This window comes from Paraburkholderia sp. J76 (genome assembly GCF_905220295.1).
Lineage (GTDB): Bacteria > Pseudomonadota > Gammaproteobacteria > Burkholderiales > Burkholderiaceae > Paraburkholderia.
On the sequence record NZ_CAJMZJ010000009.1, the window covers coordinates 267,377 to 282,617 of the forward strand.

General features: G+C 65.4%; 13 protein-coding genes. All 13 read left to right on the forward strand.

The annotated features are described in order from the left end of the window. Positions 1–430: 430 nt before the first annotated feature. Complete coding sequence (locus tag U5768_RS19415) at positions 431–1,378, forward strand: IclR family transcriptional regulator (protein ID WP_322032009.1); 948 nt, start codon at positions 431–433, stop codon at positions 1,376–1,378. Continuing rightward, entirely contained in the window at positions 1,375–2,400 is a 1,026-nt protein-coding gene (locus tag U5768_RS19420; protein WP_322032010.1) for a 2-dehydro-3-deoxygalactonokinase, read from the forward strand. The genes U5768_RS19415 and U5768_RS19420 overlap by 4 nt, the downstream gene beginning before the upstream one ends. 66 nt (positions 2,401–2,466) lie before the next feature. Then, entirely contained in the window at positions 2,467–3,156 is a 690-nt protein-coding gene (locus tag U5768_RS19425) for a 2-dehydro-3-deoxy-6-phosphogalactonate aldolase (protein WP_322032011.1), read from the forward strand. Next, positions 3,153–3,932 carry an SDR family oxidoreductase gene (locus U5768_RS19430; RefSeq protein WP_322032012.1) on the forward strand — a complete coding sequence of 260 codons (780 nt, stop codon included), beginning with the start codon at positions 3,153–3,155 and terminating at the stop codon, positions 3,930–3,932. Before U5768_RS19425 ends, U5768_RS19430 begins: the two co-directional genes overlap by 4 nt. 157 nt (positions 3,933–4,089) lie before the next feature. Further along, positions 4,090–5,091, forward strand: coding sequence for an arabinose ABC transporter substrate-binding protein (locus tag U5768_RS19435; protein WP_322032013.1), 1,002 nt, complete (start codon positions 4,090–4,092; stop codon positions 5,089–5,091). 77 nt (positions 5,092–5,168) lie between these two features. Continuing rightward, positions 5,169–6,680, forward strand: coding sequence for an L-arabinose ABC transporter ATP-binding protein AraG (gene araG / locus U5768_RS19440; RefSeq protein ID WP_322032014.1), 1,512 nt, complete (start codon positions 5,169–5,171; stop codon positions 6,678–6,680). Positions 6,681–6,701: 21 nt separating this feature from the next. Further along, entirely contained in the window at positions 6,702–7,730 is a 1,029-nt protein-coding gene (gene araH, locus U5768_RS19445) for an L-arabinose ABC transporter permease AraH (RefSeq protein WP_322032015.1), read from the forward strand. Positions 7,731–7,780: 50 nt separating this feature from the next. Next, complete coding sequence (locus tag U5768_RS19450) at positions 7,781–8,581, forward strand: SDR family NAD(P)-dependent oxidoreductase (protein WP_322032016.1); 801 nt, start codon at positions 7,781–7,783, stop codon at positions 8,579–8,581. After that, on the forward strand, positions 8,578–9,492 hold the full coding sequence (locus U5768_RS19455; RefSeq protein ID WP_322032017.1) for an SMP-30/gluconolactonase/LRE family protein: 915 nt from the start codon (positions 8,578–8,580) through the stop codon (positions 9,490–9,492). The genes U5768_RS19450 and U5768_RS19455 overlap by 4 nt, the downstream gene beginning before the upstream one ends. A 319-nt stretch (positions 9,493–9,811) precedes the next feature. Continuing rightward, the gene (locus tag U5768_RS19460) at positions 9,812–10,990 is read left to right on the forward strand and encodes an aldose 1-epimerase (RefSeq protein ID WP_322032018.1); all 1,179 of its coding nucleotides are present in this window, start codon (positions 9,812–9,814) and stop codon (positions 10,988–10,990) included. 135 nt (positions 10,991–11,125) lie between these two features. Beyond that, positions 11,126–11,941 carry an orotidine-5'-phosphate decarboxylase gene (gene pyrF, locus U5768_RS19465; RefSeq protein WP_322032019.1) on the forward strand — a complete coding sequence of 272 codons (816 nt, stop codon included), beginning with the start codon at positions 11,126–11,128 and terminating at the stop codon, positions 11,939–11,941. A gap of 182 nt (positions 11,942–12,123) precedes the next feature. Continuing rightward, positions 12,124–12,552, forward strand: coding sequence for a nuclear transport factor 2 family protein (locus U5768_RS19470; RefSeq protein WP_322032020.1), 429 nt, complete (start codon positions 12,124–12,126; stop codon positions 12,550–12,552). 823 nt (positions 12,553–13,375) lie between these two features. Further along, positions 13,376–15,241 (forward strand): ESPR-type extended signal peptide-containing protein (locus U5768_RS19475; protein WP_322032021.1); only part of this gene is annotated, 1,866 nt, incomplete at its 3' end.

The window sequence follows — 15,241 nt, forward strand, 5'->3', positions numbered from 1 at the left end:
GGAGGCTAGCGCCGGCTCGCCCACGCTTGCGTCAAGCGTCTCGCATCTTCTGTCCCTCGTTAGCCGTTCGGTAGAGGGATCCCAGTTTTCGTTATTTCCCAATATATGAGCGACCCAATCACATATTGGAGAACTGGAAAAAACCTGCCTACAATCCAGTCCATCCGATAAGGCGCCGCGGCAATCTCTGTAGCGAACCTTATCGGCAGACCCAGATAAATCCGGCGCACGCGCGCGACGCGGAGCGAACCGGATCGCACAAGGAGACGTTCGCCATGCTTCAGCCAGCGCTTTGCGCGGCCACGCGCCGCCCGCCGCTACCTGCCCGCTGCGCCCCGTTTGCGTACGCGTCGGGCTGTCTCCCGAAGCTGGGTTCGCGCGCCGCCTGACGGCGCGCGCCTTTCGATCGTCTCCCTTCATCGCCCTCGCCATGAACAAAGCGATGTCTTCCACACTCGCCGCGAACCTCCCCGACGAGGCCGCGCCGGTGCAAAGCCCCGCGGCAACCGCCGCTCAGGCGCAGCCGAAAGCGCGTTCCGCCGCCGATGAAATCGGCGTCGCGAGCACGCTGCTCGACGGCTCGATGCAGCAGGCCGGCACCCAGACGCTCCTGCGCGGTCTAGCCATTCTCGAAGCGGCCGCCGCCGGCGTGCGCGACTTGCGCTCGTTCGGCGCGGTGCTCGGCACCACGCGCAGTACTACGCATCGGCTGGTTTCGAGCCTTGTGCAAGCGCGCTACCTGCGCCAGGTGCAGGGCGGCTATCTGCTCGGGCCGAAGCTCATCGAACTCGGCACCATCGCGCTCGAACAGATGCCGCTCACGGCCGTTGCCCGTCCGCATCTGCAGGCGCTCGCCGACGAATCGCTCGACACGATCCACCTCGGCGTGCGCGACGGCGACGACGTGCTGTACATCGACAAGATTCCCGGCCAGCGCGGCCTCGAGATGCGTTCGCGCGTGGGCCACCGCATGCCGCTCGCGTCCACGGGCATCGGCAAGGCGATGATGCTCGACCTCGCGCCCCAAACGTGGCGCGACCTGTTCGACGCGTCGCGCCGCACGCTTGCGGGCGTGAGCTTCCGTCCCGATCACAGCCTCGAACCGGATACCTTCCTCAAGCGCATGGCCACCTACTCGGCGGGCGGCTATACGTTCGATCTGGAGGAGAACGAAATTTCGATCCGCTGCGTGGCGGCGCCGGTGCGCGACGCTTCCGGCGCGATCGTGGCCGCGCTTTCGGTGGCGAGCACGATTCCCTACATGCCGCTCGAGCGCATGGACGAACTGATTCCGGTCGTGCAGCGCGAGGCGCGCGCCATTTCGCAGGAACTGGGCTGGCGCGCGCCGCAGCCCACCACACGCAGGATTCGCCGATGAAAGCGCGCGAGAAGCCCGCAAGCGGAGCAACCCTCGACGGCAGCAACGGCGTGAACGCCCGCGAAGCCGCGCTCATCGCGCTCGACTGGGGCACGACTTCGCTGCGTGCGTATCTGTTCGATGCGGCGGGCGAGGTGATCGCCACCCGCGTTTCGACGGCGGGAATCATGAACCTGCCCGTGCCTGCCGAAGAGGGCGGCTTCGACGCCGCCTTCGACGAAGCATGTGGCGTATGGCTCGCGCAAGCGCCATCGCTGCCGGTGCTGGCGGCGGGCATGGTCGGCAGCGCCCAGGGCTGGGTGCAGGCGCCTTATGTCGAAACGCCCGCGAGCGCCCAGGCGCTGGTGGCCGGCATCGTGCGCGTACGCGCCGCGAGCGGCGCCGAAGTCGCCGTGGTGCCGGGCGTGCTGGAGCCGGGCGCGCTGCCCAATGTGATGCGCGGCGAGGAAACGCAGATTTTTGGCGCGTTAAGCGATTCGAGCGACGAAGCGGCGCCGCAAACCTCGCTCGTCGGCCTGCCCGGCACGCACGCGAAATGGGTGGTCGTGGAGGGCGAGCACATTGCGCGCTTCTACACCTTCATGACAGGCGAGGTCTATGCCGCGCTGTGCGCGCATACGATTCTCGGCCGCACGATGAAGCATCCCGCCGAGCCCGACACGGCCGCGTTCATGCGCGGCGTGAGCGTGGCGCGCGAGCAGGGCTGCGTGGGCCTGCTCGCCACGGCGTTCAGCACGCGCACGCTCGGCCTCACGGCCCAGCTCGCCGCCGACGAGCAGCCCGACTATCTGTCGGGCCTCGTGATCGGGCACGAACTGGCGGGCCTCGAAGCCGCGCTCGCGCGGCGCGACGTGGCGCTGGCCGGCTGCGCGCCGCAGCTCATCGGCGCGCAGGCGCTGTGCGAGCGCTACCGCATGGCGCTTGCCGCATTCGGCTGCGGCGGCGCGCATCTCGTGCGTCAAGCGACCGAACATGGGCTCTGGCGCATCGCGGTGCAGGCCGGGCTCGTCGTGCCGCGCTGAACGTATGCCGACGAATCGAACCCGCTGAATCGAACCGGACACGAAGCCAAGCAACAGGAAACCGACATGGAACCCGAACTGAATCTGCCTGCCCCTTACACGCCCCATGCCGGCTTCGTCGCCGCGTTCGGCGCGTGCGGCATGGTCGCGATCGTGCGCGGCATCAAGCCCGCCGAGGCCGCCGGGCATGGGCGCGCGCTGTACGAAGCGGGCTTCCGGATCATCGAGGTGCCGCTCAATTCGCCGCAGCCGCTCGACAGCATTGCGGCGCTGCGCGAGGCGCTCCCTGAAGACGCGATGATCGGCGCGGGCACGGTGCTCACCACCGCGCGCGTGCGCGACGTGCGCGAAGCCGGCGGCGAGCTGATCGTCATGCCGCACGCCGATACCGATGTGATCCTCGCCGCGAAGCTCCAGGGCCTGGCATGCGTGCCGGGCGTCGCCACGCCGACCGAAGCGTTCGCGGCGCTCAGGCACGGCGCCGACGCGCTCAAGATGTTCCCGGCCGAGCAACTCGGGCCGGCCGTGACGAAGGCGTGGCGCGCCGTGATTCCGCCGGTGGTGCCCTTGCTGCCCGTGGGCGGCGTGAACCCCGACAACATGGGAGCGCAACTGGCCGCGGGCGCGAGCGGCTTCGGCCTTGGCTCGGCGCTCTACAAGCCGGGCCAGGACGAGGCGGCCACGCGTGCGAACGCGCTGGCTTTCATCGAAGGCTGGCGGGTGACGCAACTGAGCTTGCACGGAGCGCAAAAGTGAATCGCCTCGCGGGCAAGGTAGCGCTCGTCACCGGCGCCGGACGCGGCATCGGTGCGGCGATCGCGCGCGCGTTCGCGGCCGAAGGCGCCGCCGTCGTGCTCGCGGAACTTGATGGCGCGGCCGCCGCTGCCACGGCGCGCGAGATCGCGAACGCATGCGAAGGCGCGCAAACGCTCGCCGTGCAAACCGACGTGACGCAGTCCGCTTCGCTGCGCGCCGCCGTGGAAGAAGCGCAACGCACGTTCGGCCCGGTCGACGTGCTCGTGAACAACGCCGGCATCAACGTGTTCGCCGATCCGCTCACGATGACCGACGACGACTGGCGCCGCTGCTTCGCCGTCGATCTGGACGGCGTGTGGAACGGCTGTCGCGCGGTGCTGCCGGGCATGGTCGAGCGCAGCGCGGGCAGCATCATCAACATTGCCTCGACGCACGCGTTCCAGATCATTCCTGGCTGCTTTCCGTACCCGGTGGCCAAGCACGGCGTGATCGGGCTCACGCGCGCGCTCGGCATCGAGTACGCGCCGAGGAACGTGCGCGTGAACGCCATCGCGCCGGGCTACATCGAAACGCAACTCACGCACGACTGGTGGAACGCGCAGCCCGACCCCGAAGCGGCGCGCAAGGCCACGCTGGAATTGCCGCCGATGAAGCGTATCGGCCGCCCGGAGGAAGTCGCGATGACGGCAGTGTTCCTCGCCTCGGACGAAGCGCCCTTCATCAACGCGAGCTGCATCACGATAGACGGCGGCCGCACGGCGCTGCATCACGAATGAAAGAGTGGAAAAAATAATTCGCAGCACGAAGGAAATAAATCGAGGTTGGAAAGAATATGCAGGAATCCGCCGAAGCGCTGGCCGCGCGCCGCGGCGGGTAAAAGAAGAGGCGGCCGGAAACCCTTCCCGTGACTGAAGAAGACAGGAGACTGACAAAATGCAACGACGCATCTTTCTGACGCTGGTGGCTGCCGCCGCTACCGCCATGTTCGCGCAAGCGCCCGTCGCGCAAGCCGCCGACCAGGTGAAGATCGGCTTTCTCGTGAAGCAGCCCGAAGAGCCGTGGTTCCAGGACGAATGGAAATTCGCGGAAATGGCCGCGAAGGAAAAGGGCTTCACGCTGGTGAAGATCGGCGCGCCCTCGGGCGAAAAGGTGATGAGCGCGATCGACAACCTGGCCGCGCAAAAGGCGCAGGGTTTCATCATCTGCACGCCTGACGTGAAGCTCGGACCGGGCATCGTTGCGAAGGCCAAGGCCGACAATCTCAAGATGATGACGGTGGACGACCGCCTCGTTGACGGCGCGGGCAAGCCGATCGAGTCGGTGCCGCACATGGGCATCTCGGCGTACAACATCGGCAAGCAGGTGGGTGACGGCATTGCCGCCGAAATCAAGAAGCGCGGCTGGGACATGAAGGACGTGGGCGCGATCGACGTGACCTACGAGCAACTGCCGACGGCGCACGACCGCACGACGGGCGCGACCGACGCGCTCGTGGCCGCGGGCTTCCCGAAGGCGAACATCGTCATGGCGCCGCAAGCGAAGACCGACACGGAAAACGCCTTCAACGCCGCCAACATCGCGCTCACGAAGAACCCGCAGTACAAGCACTGGGTGGCCTACGGCCTGAACGACGAAGCCGTGCTCGGCGCCGTGCGCGCAGCGGAAGGCCGCGGCTTCAAGGCCGACAACATGATCGGCATCGGCATCGGCGGTTCGGACTCGGCGTTGAACGAGTTCAAGAAGCCGCAGCCCACGGGCTTCTACGGCACCGTCATCATCAGCCCGAAGCGCCATGGCGAGGAAACCTCGGACCTGATGTACACGTGGATCACGCAAGGCAAGGAGCCGCCGATGCTTACGCTGACGACGGGCATGCTGGCCACGCGCGACAACGTGGAAAGCGTGCGCCAGCAGATGGGTCTCGCTTCGAAGTAAGGCTGAGAGAAGGGGTTTGAGGTGTTTCCCGTTGCGGGGCGAGTGCCCCGCAACGCATCGAACGAGAGGAAACCGAAGTGTCAGCGACACTGCGTTTTGACAATATCGGCAAGGTGTTCCCAGGCGTGCGCGCGCTCGACGGCGTGTCGTTCGAGGTGAACGCAGGCCAGGTGCACGGCCTCATGGGCGAGAACGGGGCGGGCAAGTCCACGCTCCTGAAGATTCTGGGCGGCGAGTATCAGCCCGATTCCGGCCGCATCCTGATGGACGGCAACGAGGTGCGCTTCTCCGACGCCGCGGCTTCGATCGGCTCGGGCATCGCGGTGATCCACCAGGAACTGCAATACGTGCCCGACCTCACGGTGGCAGAAAACCTGCTGCTCGGGGCGTTGCCCAATGCGCTTGGCTGGGTGAAGCGCGCCGAGGCGCGCAAGTTCGTGCGCGAACGGCTGGCCGCGATGGGCGTGGATCTCGATCCGGCCGCGAAGCTGCGCAAGCTTTCCATCGCACAGCGGCAGATGGTGGAAATCTGCAAGGCGCTCCTGCGCAACGCGCGCGTGATCGCGCTCGACGAACCGACCAGCTCGCTCTCGCACCGCGAGACCGAGGTGCTCTTCAAGCTCGTGCGCGAGCTGCGCGCCGACAACCGCGCGCTCATCTACATCTCGCACCGCATGGACGAGATCTACGAGCTGTGCAATGCCTGCACGATCTTCCGCGACGGCCGCAAGGTCGCCTCGCACGAGAAGCTCGAAGAGGTGAAGCGCGAAACGCTCGTGGCGGAAATGGTGGGCCGCGAGATCAGCGACATCTATAACTATTCGGCGCGCGAGCACGGCAACGTGCGCTTCGCCGTGCGCGGCGTCGAAGGCCATCCGCTCCGCGAAGCGGCCAGCTTCGAAGTGAAGGCGGGCGAGATCGTCGGCTTTTTCGGGCTCGTGGGCGCGGGGCGCAGCGAACTGATGCAGCTCATCTACGGCACGCACAAGCGGCGCGCGGGCCAGATCGAACTGGACGGCAAGACCATTCGCGTGAAGAGCGCGAGCGACGCGATTCGCCACGGCATCGTGCTGTGCCCGGAAGACCGCAAGGAGCAGGGCATCGTTGCGATGGCAACGGTTTCGGAGAACATCAACATCAGTTGCCGCCGCCACTTTCTGCGCGCGGGCATGTTCCTCGACCGCAAGAAGGAGGCGGAAACGGCGGATCGCTTCATCAAGCTGCTGAAGATCAAGACGCCGAGCCGCCGCCAGAAAATCCGCTTTCTCTCGGGCGGCAACCAGCAGAAGGCGATTCTTTCGCGCTGGCTCGCCGAGCCCGACCTGAAGGTCGTGATTCTGGACGAACCGACGCGCGGTATCGACGTCGGCGCGAAGCACGAGATCTACAACGTGATCTACCAGCTCGCCGCGCGCGGCTGCGCGATCGTGATGGTGTCGTCGGAGTTGCCGGAAGTGCTCGGCGTGTCGGATCGCATCGTGGTGATGCGCGAAGGCCGTATTTCGGGCGAGTTGCCGCGCAGCGCGGCGAGCGAACACGCGGTGCTTGACCTCGCGCTGCCAAAGCGCACGCAGGCCAGGGCCGCATGAGTGGACGGGGAGGAAACTGAAATGCAAGCAAGAGAAAACCTGGCGGCGGAATCTGCCAACAGCGCGGCCAAGAGCGTCGCCGACGCGCTGATTCCGAGTACCACCGACAAGCAGAAGTGGTGGCAGCAGATCACCGAGTACAGCCTGATCGTGATCTTCGTGATCATGTTCATCGTGATGTCGCTGACCGTCGATCACTTCTTCTCGATCGAGAACATGCTCGGCCTCGCGCTGTCGGTCTCGCAGATCGGCATGGTGGCCTGCACGATGATGTTCTGTCTCGCCTCGCGCGACTTCGATCTTTCGGTGGGCTCGACGGTCGCGTTCGCGGGCGTGCTCTGCGCGATGGTGCTCAACGCCACGAACAACACGTTCATCGCCATCGTTGCGGCGGTAGCGGCGGGCGCCGTGATCGGCTTCGTGAACGGCGCGGTGATCGCGTATCTGCGCATCAATGCGCTGATCACCACGCTCGCGACCATGGAAATCGTGCGCGGACTCGGCTTCATCGCCTCGCACGGCCAGGCCGTGGGCGTGTCGTCGGATACGTTCATCGCCATGGGCACGGCCTCGATCTTCGGCGTGCAGTTGCCGATCTGGGTCACGCTCGTGTGCTTTATCGTGTTCGGCGTGATGCTCAATCAAACGGTGTACGGGCGCAATACACTCGCCATCGGCGGGAACCCGGAGGCGTCGCGCCTCGCCGGTATCAAGGTCGAGCGCACGCGCGTATGGATCTTCCTGATCCAGGGCGCGGTCACGGCGCTCGCGGGCGTGATTCTCGCCTCGCGCATCACGTCGGGCCAGCCGAACGCGGCCGAAGGCTTCGAGCTGAACGTAATCTCGGCGTGCGTGCTGGGCGGCGTCTCGCTGCTGGGCGGCCGCGCGACGATTTCGGGTGTGGTGATCGGCGTGCTGATCATGGGCACGGTCGAAAACGTGATGAACCTGCTCAACATCGACGCGTTCTACCAGTACCTCGTGCGCGGCGCGATTCTGCTCGCGGCGGTGCTGCTCGACCAGTTGAAGAACCGCGGCACGCGCGATTAAACCTCGCCGGTCGAACCCCGGCCAGAGCCATTCATCAGGAGCCTTATACGATGTCGTCTCCCGCTAACGCTGTCGCGCGCCATGCGCACGAAAGCTACGCGCGCTATCCGAGCCTTGCAGGCCGCGTCGTGCTCGTCACGGGCGGCGCGACGGGCATCGGCGCGTCGTTCGTCGAGCACTTCGCGGCGCAGGGCGCGCGCGTCGCGTTCTTCGACATCGACACGAGCGCGGGCCAGGCGCTCGCCGACGAACTCGGCGACTCGCGCCACAAGCCGCTTTTCGCCACCGTCGATCTCACCGACATTTCCGCGCTGCGCGCCGCCGTCGCCGACGTGAAGGCGGCGCTCGGGCCGATCGAGGTGCTCGTGAACAACGCGGCCAACGACCGCCGCCATACGCTCGCCGAAGTCACGCCGGAATCGTTCGATGCGGGCGTCGCCGTGAACCTGCGGCATCAGCTTTTTGCGGCGCAGGCCGTGGCGGAAGACATGAAGGCCGCCCGCGCGGGCTCGATCATCAATCTGGGCTCGATTAGCTGGATGCTCAAGCAGTCGGAAATGCCCGTCTACACGATGAGCAAATCGGCGGTGCAGGGTCTCACGCGCGGGCTTGCGAAGGACCTGGGCCGCTACGGCATTCGCGTGAATTCGCTCGTGCCGGGCTGGGTGATGACCGAGAAACAGCGGCGCCTGTGGCTCACCGACGAGGGCCGCGAAAGCATCAAGCGCGGCCAGTGCATCGACGCCGAACTGCTGCCCGACGATCTCGCCCGCATGGCGCTCTTTCTCGCCGCCGACGACAGCCGCATGATCACGTCGCAGGACATCGTCGTGGATGGAGGCTGGGCATGAGCGCGAACGAAAGCGCCTCCAGCGAGGCGGTGGCCGAACTGCTCGTGCACGCGAAGTGCGAACTGGGCGAATGCGCGACCTGGTGCGCGCGCCGCGGCCGGCTCTACTGGGTCGACATCACGGGCAAGCACCTGGCGCGCTACGACGCGCGCGACGGCAAGCATGTGACCTGGGCGATGCCGGAGCGCCTTGCATGCTTCGCGCTTTGCGAGGACGAGCGCGCGCTCTTGCTGGGTCTGGAATCGCGGCTCGCGTTCTTCGATCTGGAAACGGGCGCGATCGAAACCATCGTCGAGGTCGAGCCCGGCGTGCCCACGCGCCTGAACGACGGACGCTGCGATCGCCAGGGCCGCTTTGTGTTCGGCACGAAGTACGAGGGCACGCCGAGGCAGGCGATCGGCGGCTTTTACCGGCTCAATCACGACCTCACGCTCGAACGCCTGCCGTTGCCCGCGCCGGCGATCTCGAACAGCATCGCCTTCAGCCCGGACGGCGCGACGATGTATTACTGCGACACGCTCTCGCGGGAGATTCGCGCGTGCGATTACGGCGCAGACGGAACGATTGCAAACGAGCGCACTTTCGTCCGGCTCGCCGACGACACCGGCGTACCCGACGGCTCGACGGTCGATGCCGAAGGCGGCCTCTGGAACGCACAATGGGGCGGCGAGCGCGTGGTGCGTTACGGCGCCGATGGCGTGGAAACCGAGCGCGTAAAGATTCCCACAGCGCAGCCAAGCTGCGTTACGCTCGGCGGTGCGCTTTTGGACACGCTTTATGTCACGAGCGCGCGCGAGGAAATGGACGAGGAGGCCCTCGCGCGCGAGCCGCATGCAGGTGGCGTGTTCGCGGTTCGAATCGGCCGCCAGGGCCTTGAAGAACCGCGGTTTCAGGGGCGTCGGCGCGCCTGAGCGCGCTGGATCGCACGCAGGCTGAAAGGCGCGCGTGCGCTCTCATCGGACGATAGGTGCGCGCGGCGTGCGGTGAACTCGCAAGCCACCGCAGGTCACGCGCGGCCCGGATAGACGGATAAGACGTTGCAGTTCGGCAACAGATGCAGTCGATCGATAGTGTGCAGTTGGCTTTGCCAGTACCACTAGAAGGGCGAACACAAGAAGCGGCCGCAGGCGCGTGCATGAGCGGGCAAATGAGCCAGCGCACGGCGTCGAAAGGCCACCGGTGAGCCGCCTTTTGGGGCGGCAATCAAACATGCCTCTCGAGGAGCATCTTATGAGCGTCGCGAATTCCGCAGTGCGTCGACCCACGCGTTCCACCGCCAACGCAGGCGCAGCCGCCGCAAGCGTGCCGCCTTCCACATCCGTTGTCTCGCCTGCCGCCGCCGCGCGCCGCGCGCGGCTCGAAGCCGCCACTCATCCTGTCCTGCCGGGGCCCAGCACCTCGGCGGTCGCGATTGGCGCGGCGGGCGCAAGCGACGTGGCCTGCGTGACGCTCGCGAACGCGTATCTGAGGCTCGACGTCGCGCCCCAACTGGGCGGCGGAATTACGCGCTTCGACTGGCGCAGCGAAGGCGCGCTCGAACCCGTGTTCCGCCGCTGCGAGCGCGTGAGCGCACGCATGGACCCGAACGAACTCGCGTGCTATCCCCTGCTGCCGTATTCGAACCGCATCGGCGAAGGACGTTTTCACTTCGGCGGACGCGAAATCGAGGTGCCGCGCAACCGCGCGGGTGAACCGCTGCCGATTCACGGCGACGGCTGGCTCGCGCCCTGGAGCGTCGAGAGCGCGGATCGCGAGAGCGTGCGGCTCGTGCTCGACCGCAGCGACGGCGAGCCGTATTCGTACCGCGCGGCGCTCACCTACACGCTCGATGGCGCGACGCTCGCGATCGCGCTCGAAGTGGAAAACACGGGCCGCGACGCGCTGCCGTTCGGCCTGGGCGTCCATCCGTTTCTCGCGCGCGACGCGAGCACCGAGCTTTCCGCGCCCGCGAGCGGCCTGTGGCTCTCGGGCCAGGACTGGCTGCCGGTGCGCCACGTGCCCGCGCCGCCTGCCTGGCAGTTCGGCGTGGCGTATCCGTTGCCCGATCAGCTCGTCAATCACGCGTTCAGCGGCTGGAGCGGGCGGGCGGCGGTGGTGTGGGAGCGCAAGCGGATCTCGCTGTCGATTTGCGCGGACGCCGGTTATTACGTGCTCTACACGCCGCCCGGGAAGGACTTCTTCTGCTTCGAGCCCGTCGATCATCCGATCAACGCGATGAACCTGCGCGGCGGTGGCGATGCGAACGGCATGACAGTGCTCGCGCACGGCGAGCGGCTCGTGCGGCGCTTTTCTTTCACCGTCGAGCGCATGGACATGCGGGCGGCGGCGAACCCGCATCGCGCCGGGGCGCGTGGCCGCGCGGGCGCGCGCAGCGCGAAGCCGGCGCGCACGCGCGCCGACGCGCGCTGATCCTGAGCGCGGGCACGGGCACGGGCGTGGGCGCAGGCTCGGCGGCCTGCGCCGCCGCGGGGCATCGTCGCCTCTCACAAGCCGGGTAAAATACGCGCCGTTTTCCCCTCTACGGCCCGCCTGCGGGTGCCCACCATGACCTCCTTCACCCAGACCCTTTCGGCTGCCTGGCAGCGCACCGGTTCGCTGCTGTGCGTGGGCCTCGACCCCGAGCCCAATAAATTCCCCGCCGCGCTGGCCGGCCGCAGCGACGCAATCTTCGAATTCTGCCGTGACATCGTCGACGCCACGGCTCCCTATGCGTGCTCGTTCAAGCCCCAGATCGCCTACTTTGCCGCGCATCGCGCCGAAGACCAGCTCGAAGCACTGATCGCCCACATCCACGAAAAGCATCCGGGCCTGCCGGTGATTCTCGACGCCAAGCGCGGCGATATCGGCAGCACGGCGGAGCAGTACGCGCGCGAGGCGTTCGAGCGCTTCCAGGCTGACGCGGTGACGGTCAATCCCTATATGGGGTTCGATTCCATCGAGCCGTGGCTCGCGCATGGAGGCAAGGGCGTGATCGTGCTGTGCCGCACCTCGAACCCCGGCGGCTCCGATCTGCAGTTCCTCACCGTCGACGGCAAGCCTCTGTATCAGGTCGTAGCAGACCTCGCGGCGCAAAAGTGGAACGCGAGCGGCGAACTCGGCCTCGTGGTGGGCGCGACGTTCCCCAAGGAAATCGAAACGGTGCGCGCGATCGTCGGCGACATGCCGCTCCTCATTCCGGGTATCGGCGCGCAGGGCGGCGACGTCGAGGCGACCGTGAAGGCTGGCCGCACCGCCAACGGCACGGGCATGCTCATCAACTCGTCGCGCGCGATCATCTACGCGAGCAAGGGCGAGGATTACGCGCAGGCGGCTGCAAGGGCCGCGAAAGACACGCAGGAGCGCATCAACGCGTATCGCTGAAGGTTGGTCTGAGTACGGGCGAGGCGGTTCTTTTCGAAAGATTCCTATTCGACGTTGGCATCTGGATTATTAAGATCAAGGTGTTGGCTGATTCGAACGTTTTCCACACAGCGCATTGTCTTTTGCCTGTCTGCGTTTGATAGGCTTGCGCCCCATTTGAAAACGTCGACAGGACCCGAATCATGAAACGTCCATGCCTTACCGCATTTGCTTTGCTGTCAATCGCGTGCGCAAGCGCTGCGCACGCGGCACAACCTTCCGATGACGAGCGTACGCTGCAGCAATTCGAACAGAACTGGCTGGAAGCCGGGCGCACTCACGACCGTGAAGCGCTCAACCGCATGCTCGACGATTCCTATGTCGAGATCACCCCGACCGGTGTGCAGCGGACAAAGGCGCAAGTCCTGAAAGCGCCGCCGCCGCCGCCGGGAGCGACGCAAACGTTGCGCGACATGCAGGTGCAGGTCAATGGCGATTCGGCCGTTGTGACCGGCATCGACCGGTATCAAAGCGCGCTGAAGGGCGACTTCTCCGATTATTCGTTCTACGATGAATTCGCGCGCCGCGATGGCGTTTGGCGAGTCGTGACGTCGAGAATGGCACGCCGCTGAGCCGGTCATCGATCGCGGGGCGTATGCAGCAGCGGCGCCCCCTCCCGCTTTTCACTTTAATTTCACGTTGCTCGCAACTGGGACAAGCGTCCCATCCAGGCGATTCCGCACAGCGGAGATCGAGTCACCCCTGGCAACATCGCGCGCCTGAGTACTCGATTTAGCGTAAGTCAATCCCCCAAAATCGCACCAGAATTCTGGGGAACTGTCAGATTTCTTTAGATTGGTCCGAAGAAAATAAGAGTTGTCTTATTCGACCTCTCTATCTGTTTCTCTAAGATCCCAGACGGGTCGCTCTTCGTGCGAAGAGTCTCAAATGCCCAGCTTTTCACGAATTTCACCGGAGACAGAGCGGACGTCGACCATGCGTCCAGCTCACGCTCTCGTGTGAAAAGTGCTGAACCGGCATAAAAAAGTTGGCCAACCATAAATCGCATGTCGCGCGCGGCGAGGCGGTATTGCTACGTCCCGCGTGCCGCATGCGCCGTAACGGGGTGAGCGTCATGTTTGCAGAGGGCACCTGATTTGGGGGCTTCTCCCATGGCGAAACCAAGGCTTTCGAAGTCCTCCTATTCAAAGAGGGCAACGCGGATTCTAGACTTTTATAAAGCGTTCCAGGCAAAGGCTTGAACCCGGAAATCAACGATTGAAGGGATGCCGGCGCAGGGAAGATGCTTTAACGAAAATCCAATTTTATTAGTAGTACGAACTGTTGTCGGAATCAACCGGTGCTTGGCCGGTCGGGTGCCGATGCTTCTGATTGAGTTCGGCCGGCATCCTGATTTTCAGCGGGTCGGTTGATGAACGTGTTTAAGGAATATACGTGAACAAGACATATCGGTCCGTCTGGAATGAGTCGACTCAGACCTGGGTTCCCGCTCAGGAAAACGCCAAGGGACGCACAAAGGGAACGTCGCGCAAAGCGGCCATTGCACTTCTGGCGACGGCGGGGCTTGGCGCTTCCGCGGTAGCGTTTGCCAATACGCTCGACGGCGGTACGGCTACCGGAGCTACCTCGACCTATGGCCCGGCAACGGCATACGGCACCAGTTCCATCGCTTCTGGCATGGGGGCGTTTGCGGCTGGCGTGGCGAGCAGCGCAACGGGCGACAGTTCCGTTGCCGTCGGTGTCGGTGCAACGGCAACGACCCCGGGCGGTGTTGCGCTGGGCTACCACACGACCGCTTCGGGCACGATGGCGCTGTCGATGGGTTCCCATAACCAGGCGACCGGCAACTATTCGATGTCGCTGGGTGGATACAACACCGCGGCAGGGGATTATTCGAATGCTGTCGGCTATGGCGCCATGTCCGGCGCCACGAATTCGATTGCTTTGGGCACGTCCGCGACGGTTGGCTCGGGCGCGAGCAACTCGATCGCGATCGGCAACGGCGCGGTGTCGAACAACGCGAACTCGGTGGCGCTGGGCAGCGGTGCGAGCACGGCAGCGGCCGTGGGCACGACCAGCGGCACGATCGGCGGCACGACGTACACGTATGCAGGCACGAGCCCGACGGGCACGGTCAGCGTAGGCGCAGCGGGCGCTGAGCGCACGATCACGAACGTGGCGGCAGGCCGTGTGACGGCGACGAGCACGGACGCGGTCAACGGTTCGCAACTGTATGCAGCGGATTCGCAGATCACGGCGAACACGGGCAGCATCACCACGCTGCAAGGCAACGTGACGACCGTCACGAACACCGTGAACAACATCATGAACGGTGGCGGGATCAAGTATTTCCACACGAATTCGACGCTGGCCGATTCGACGACGTATGGCGCGGATGCGATTTCCATTGGCGGAAATGCTGTCTCTGGCAAAACCGGATATGCCTCCCAAGGGCAAACGATTGCCATTGGCGCGAATGCCAGTGCGTTTGTGCAGGGCTCCATCGCCATGGGCAACGGCGCGCAGACGGAAACGGGTACTCTTTACAACTCTGACGGCAACCTGATCGCCATCGGCTCGGCGGCAAGTGCCACAGGTATAAGCAGCGTGGCACTGGGTAATGCCGCGCTTGCCGGACAGCCCGGATACAGCAGCGGCGCGGTAGCCGTTGGCTTCGGTGCGACAGCGCTCCCGACCGGCGCGGTTGCGGTTGGCCAGAATTCCGCTGCAGCCGCGCAAAATGCAATCGCACTCGGCAATGGTGCGAATGCCTCGGTGGCGAATTCCGTTGCGCTGGGCAATGGCGCGACCACGGCGGCGGCTGTCACGACGGCAAGCGGCGTGATCGGCGGTACGACCTACACGTATGCGGGCGGCACGCCGACCGGCGTGGTGAGCGTCGGCACCTCGGGCGCGACACGTCAGATCACGAACGTGGCGGCGGGCCAGGTGACGGCGACGAGCACGGACGCGGTCAACGGTTCGCAACTGTACGCAGCGGATTCGCAGATTACGGCGAACACGAGCAGCATCACGACGCTTAACGGTCAGGTGACCACGCTGCAAGGCAACGTCACGACCCTCCAGGGCAACGTGACGACACTCAACGGTCAGATCACGAGCATCAACAGCCAGATCACCAACATCAACGGCAAGCTCAACGACGCGGTGATGTACGACTCGTCGGCGCATACGTCGGTGACGCTGGGTGGTGTTGGTTCGACCACGGCAGTGGCGCTGCACAACGTGGCCAACGGCACGCTGAGCGCGACGAGCATGGACGCGGTGAACGGTTCGCAA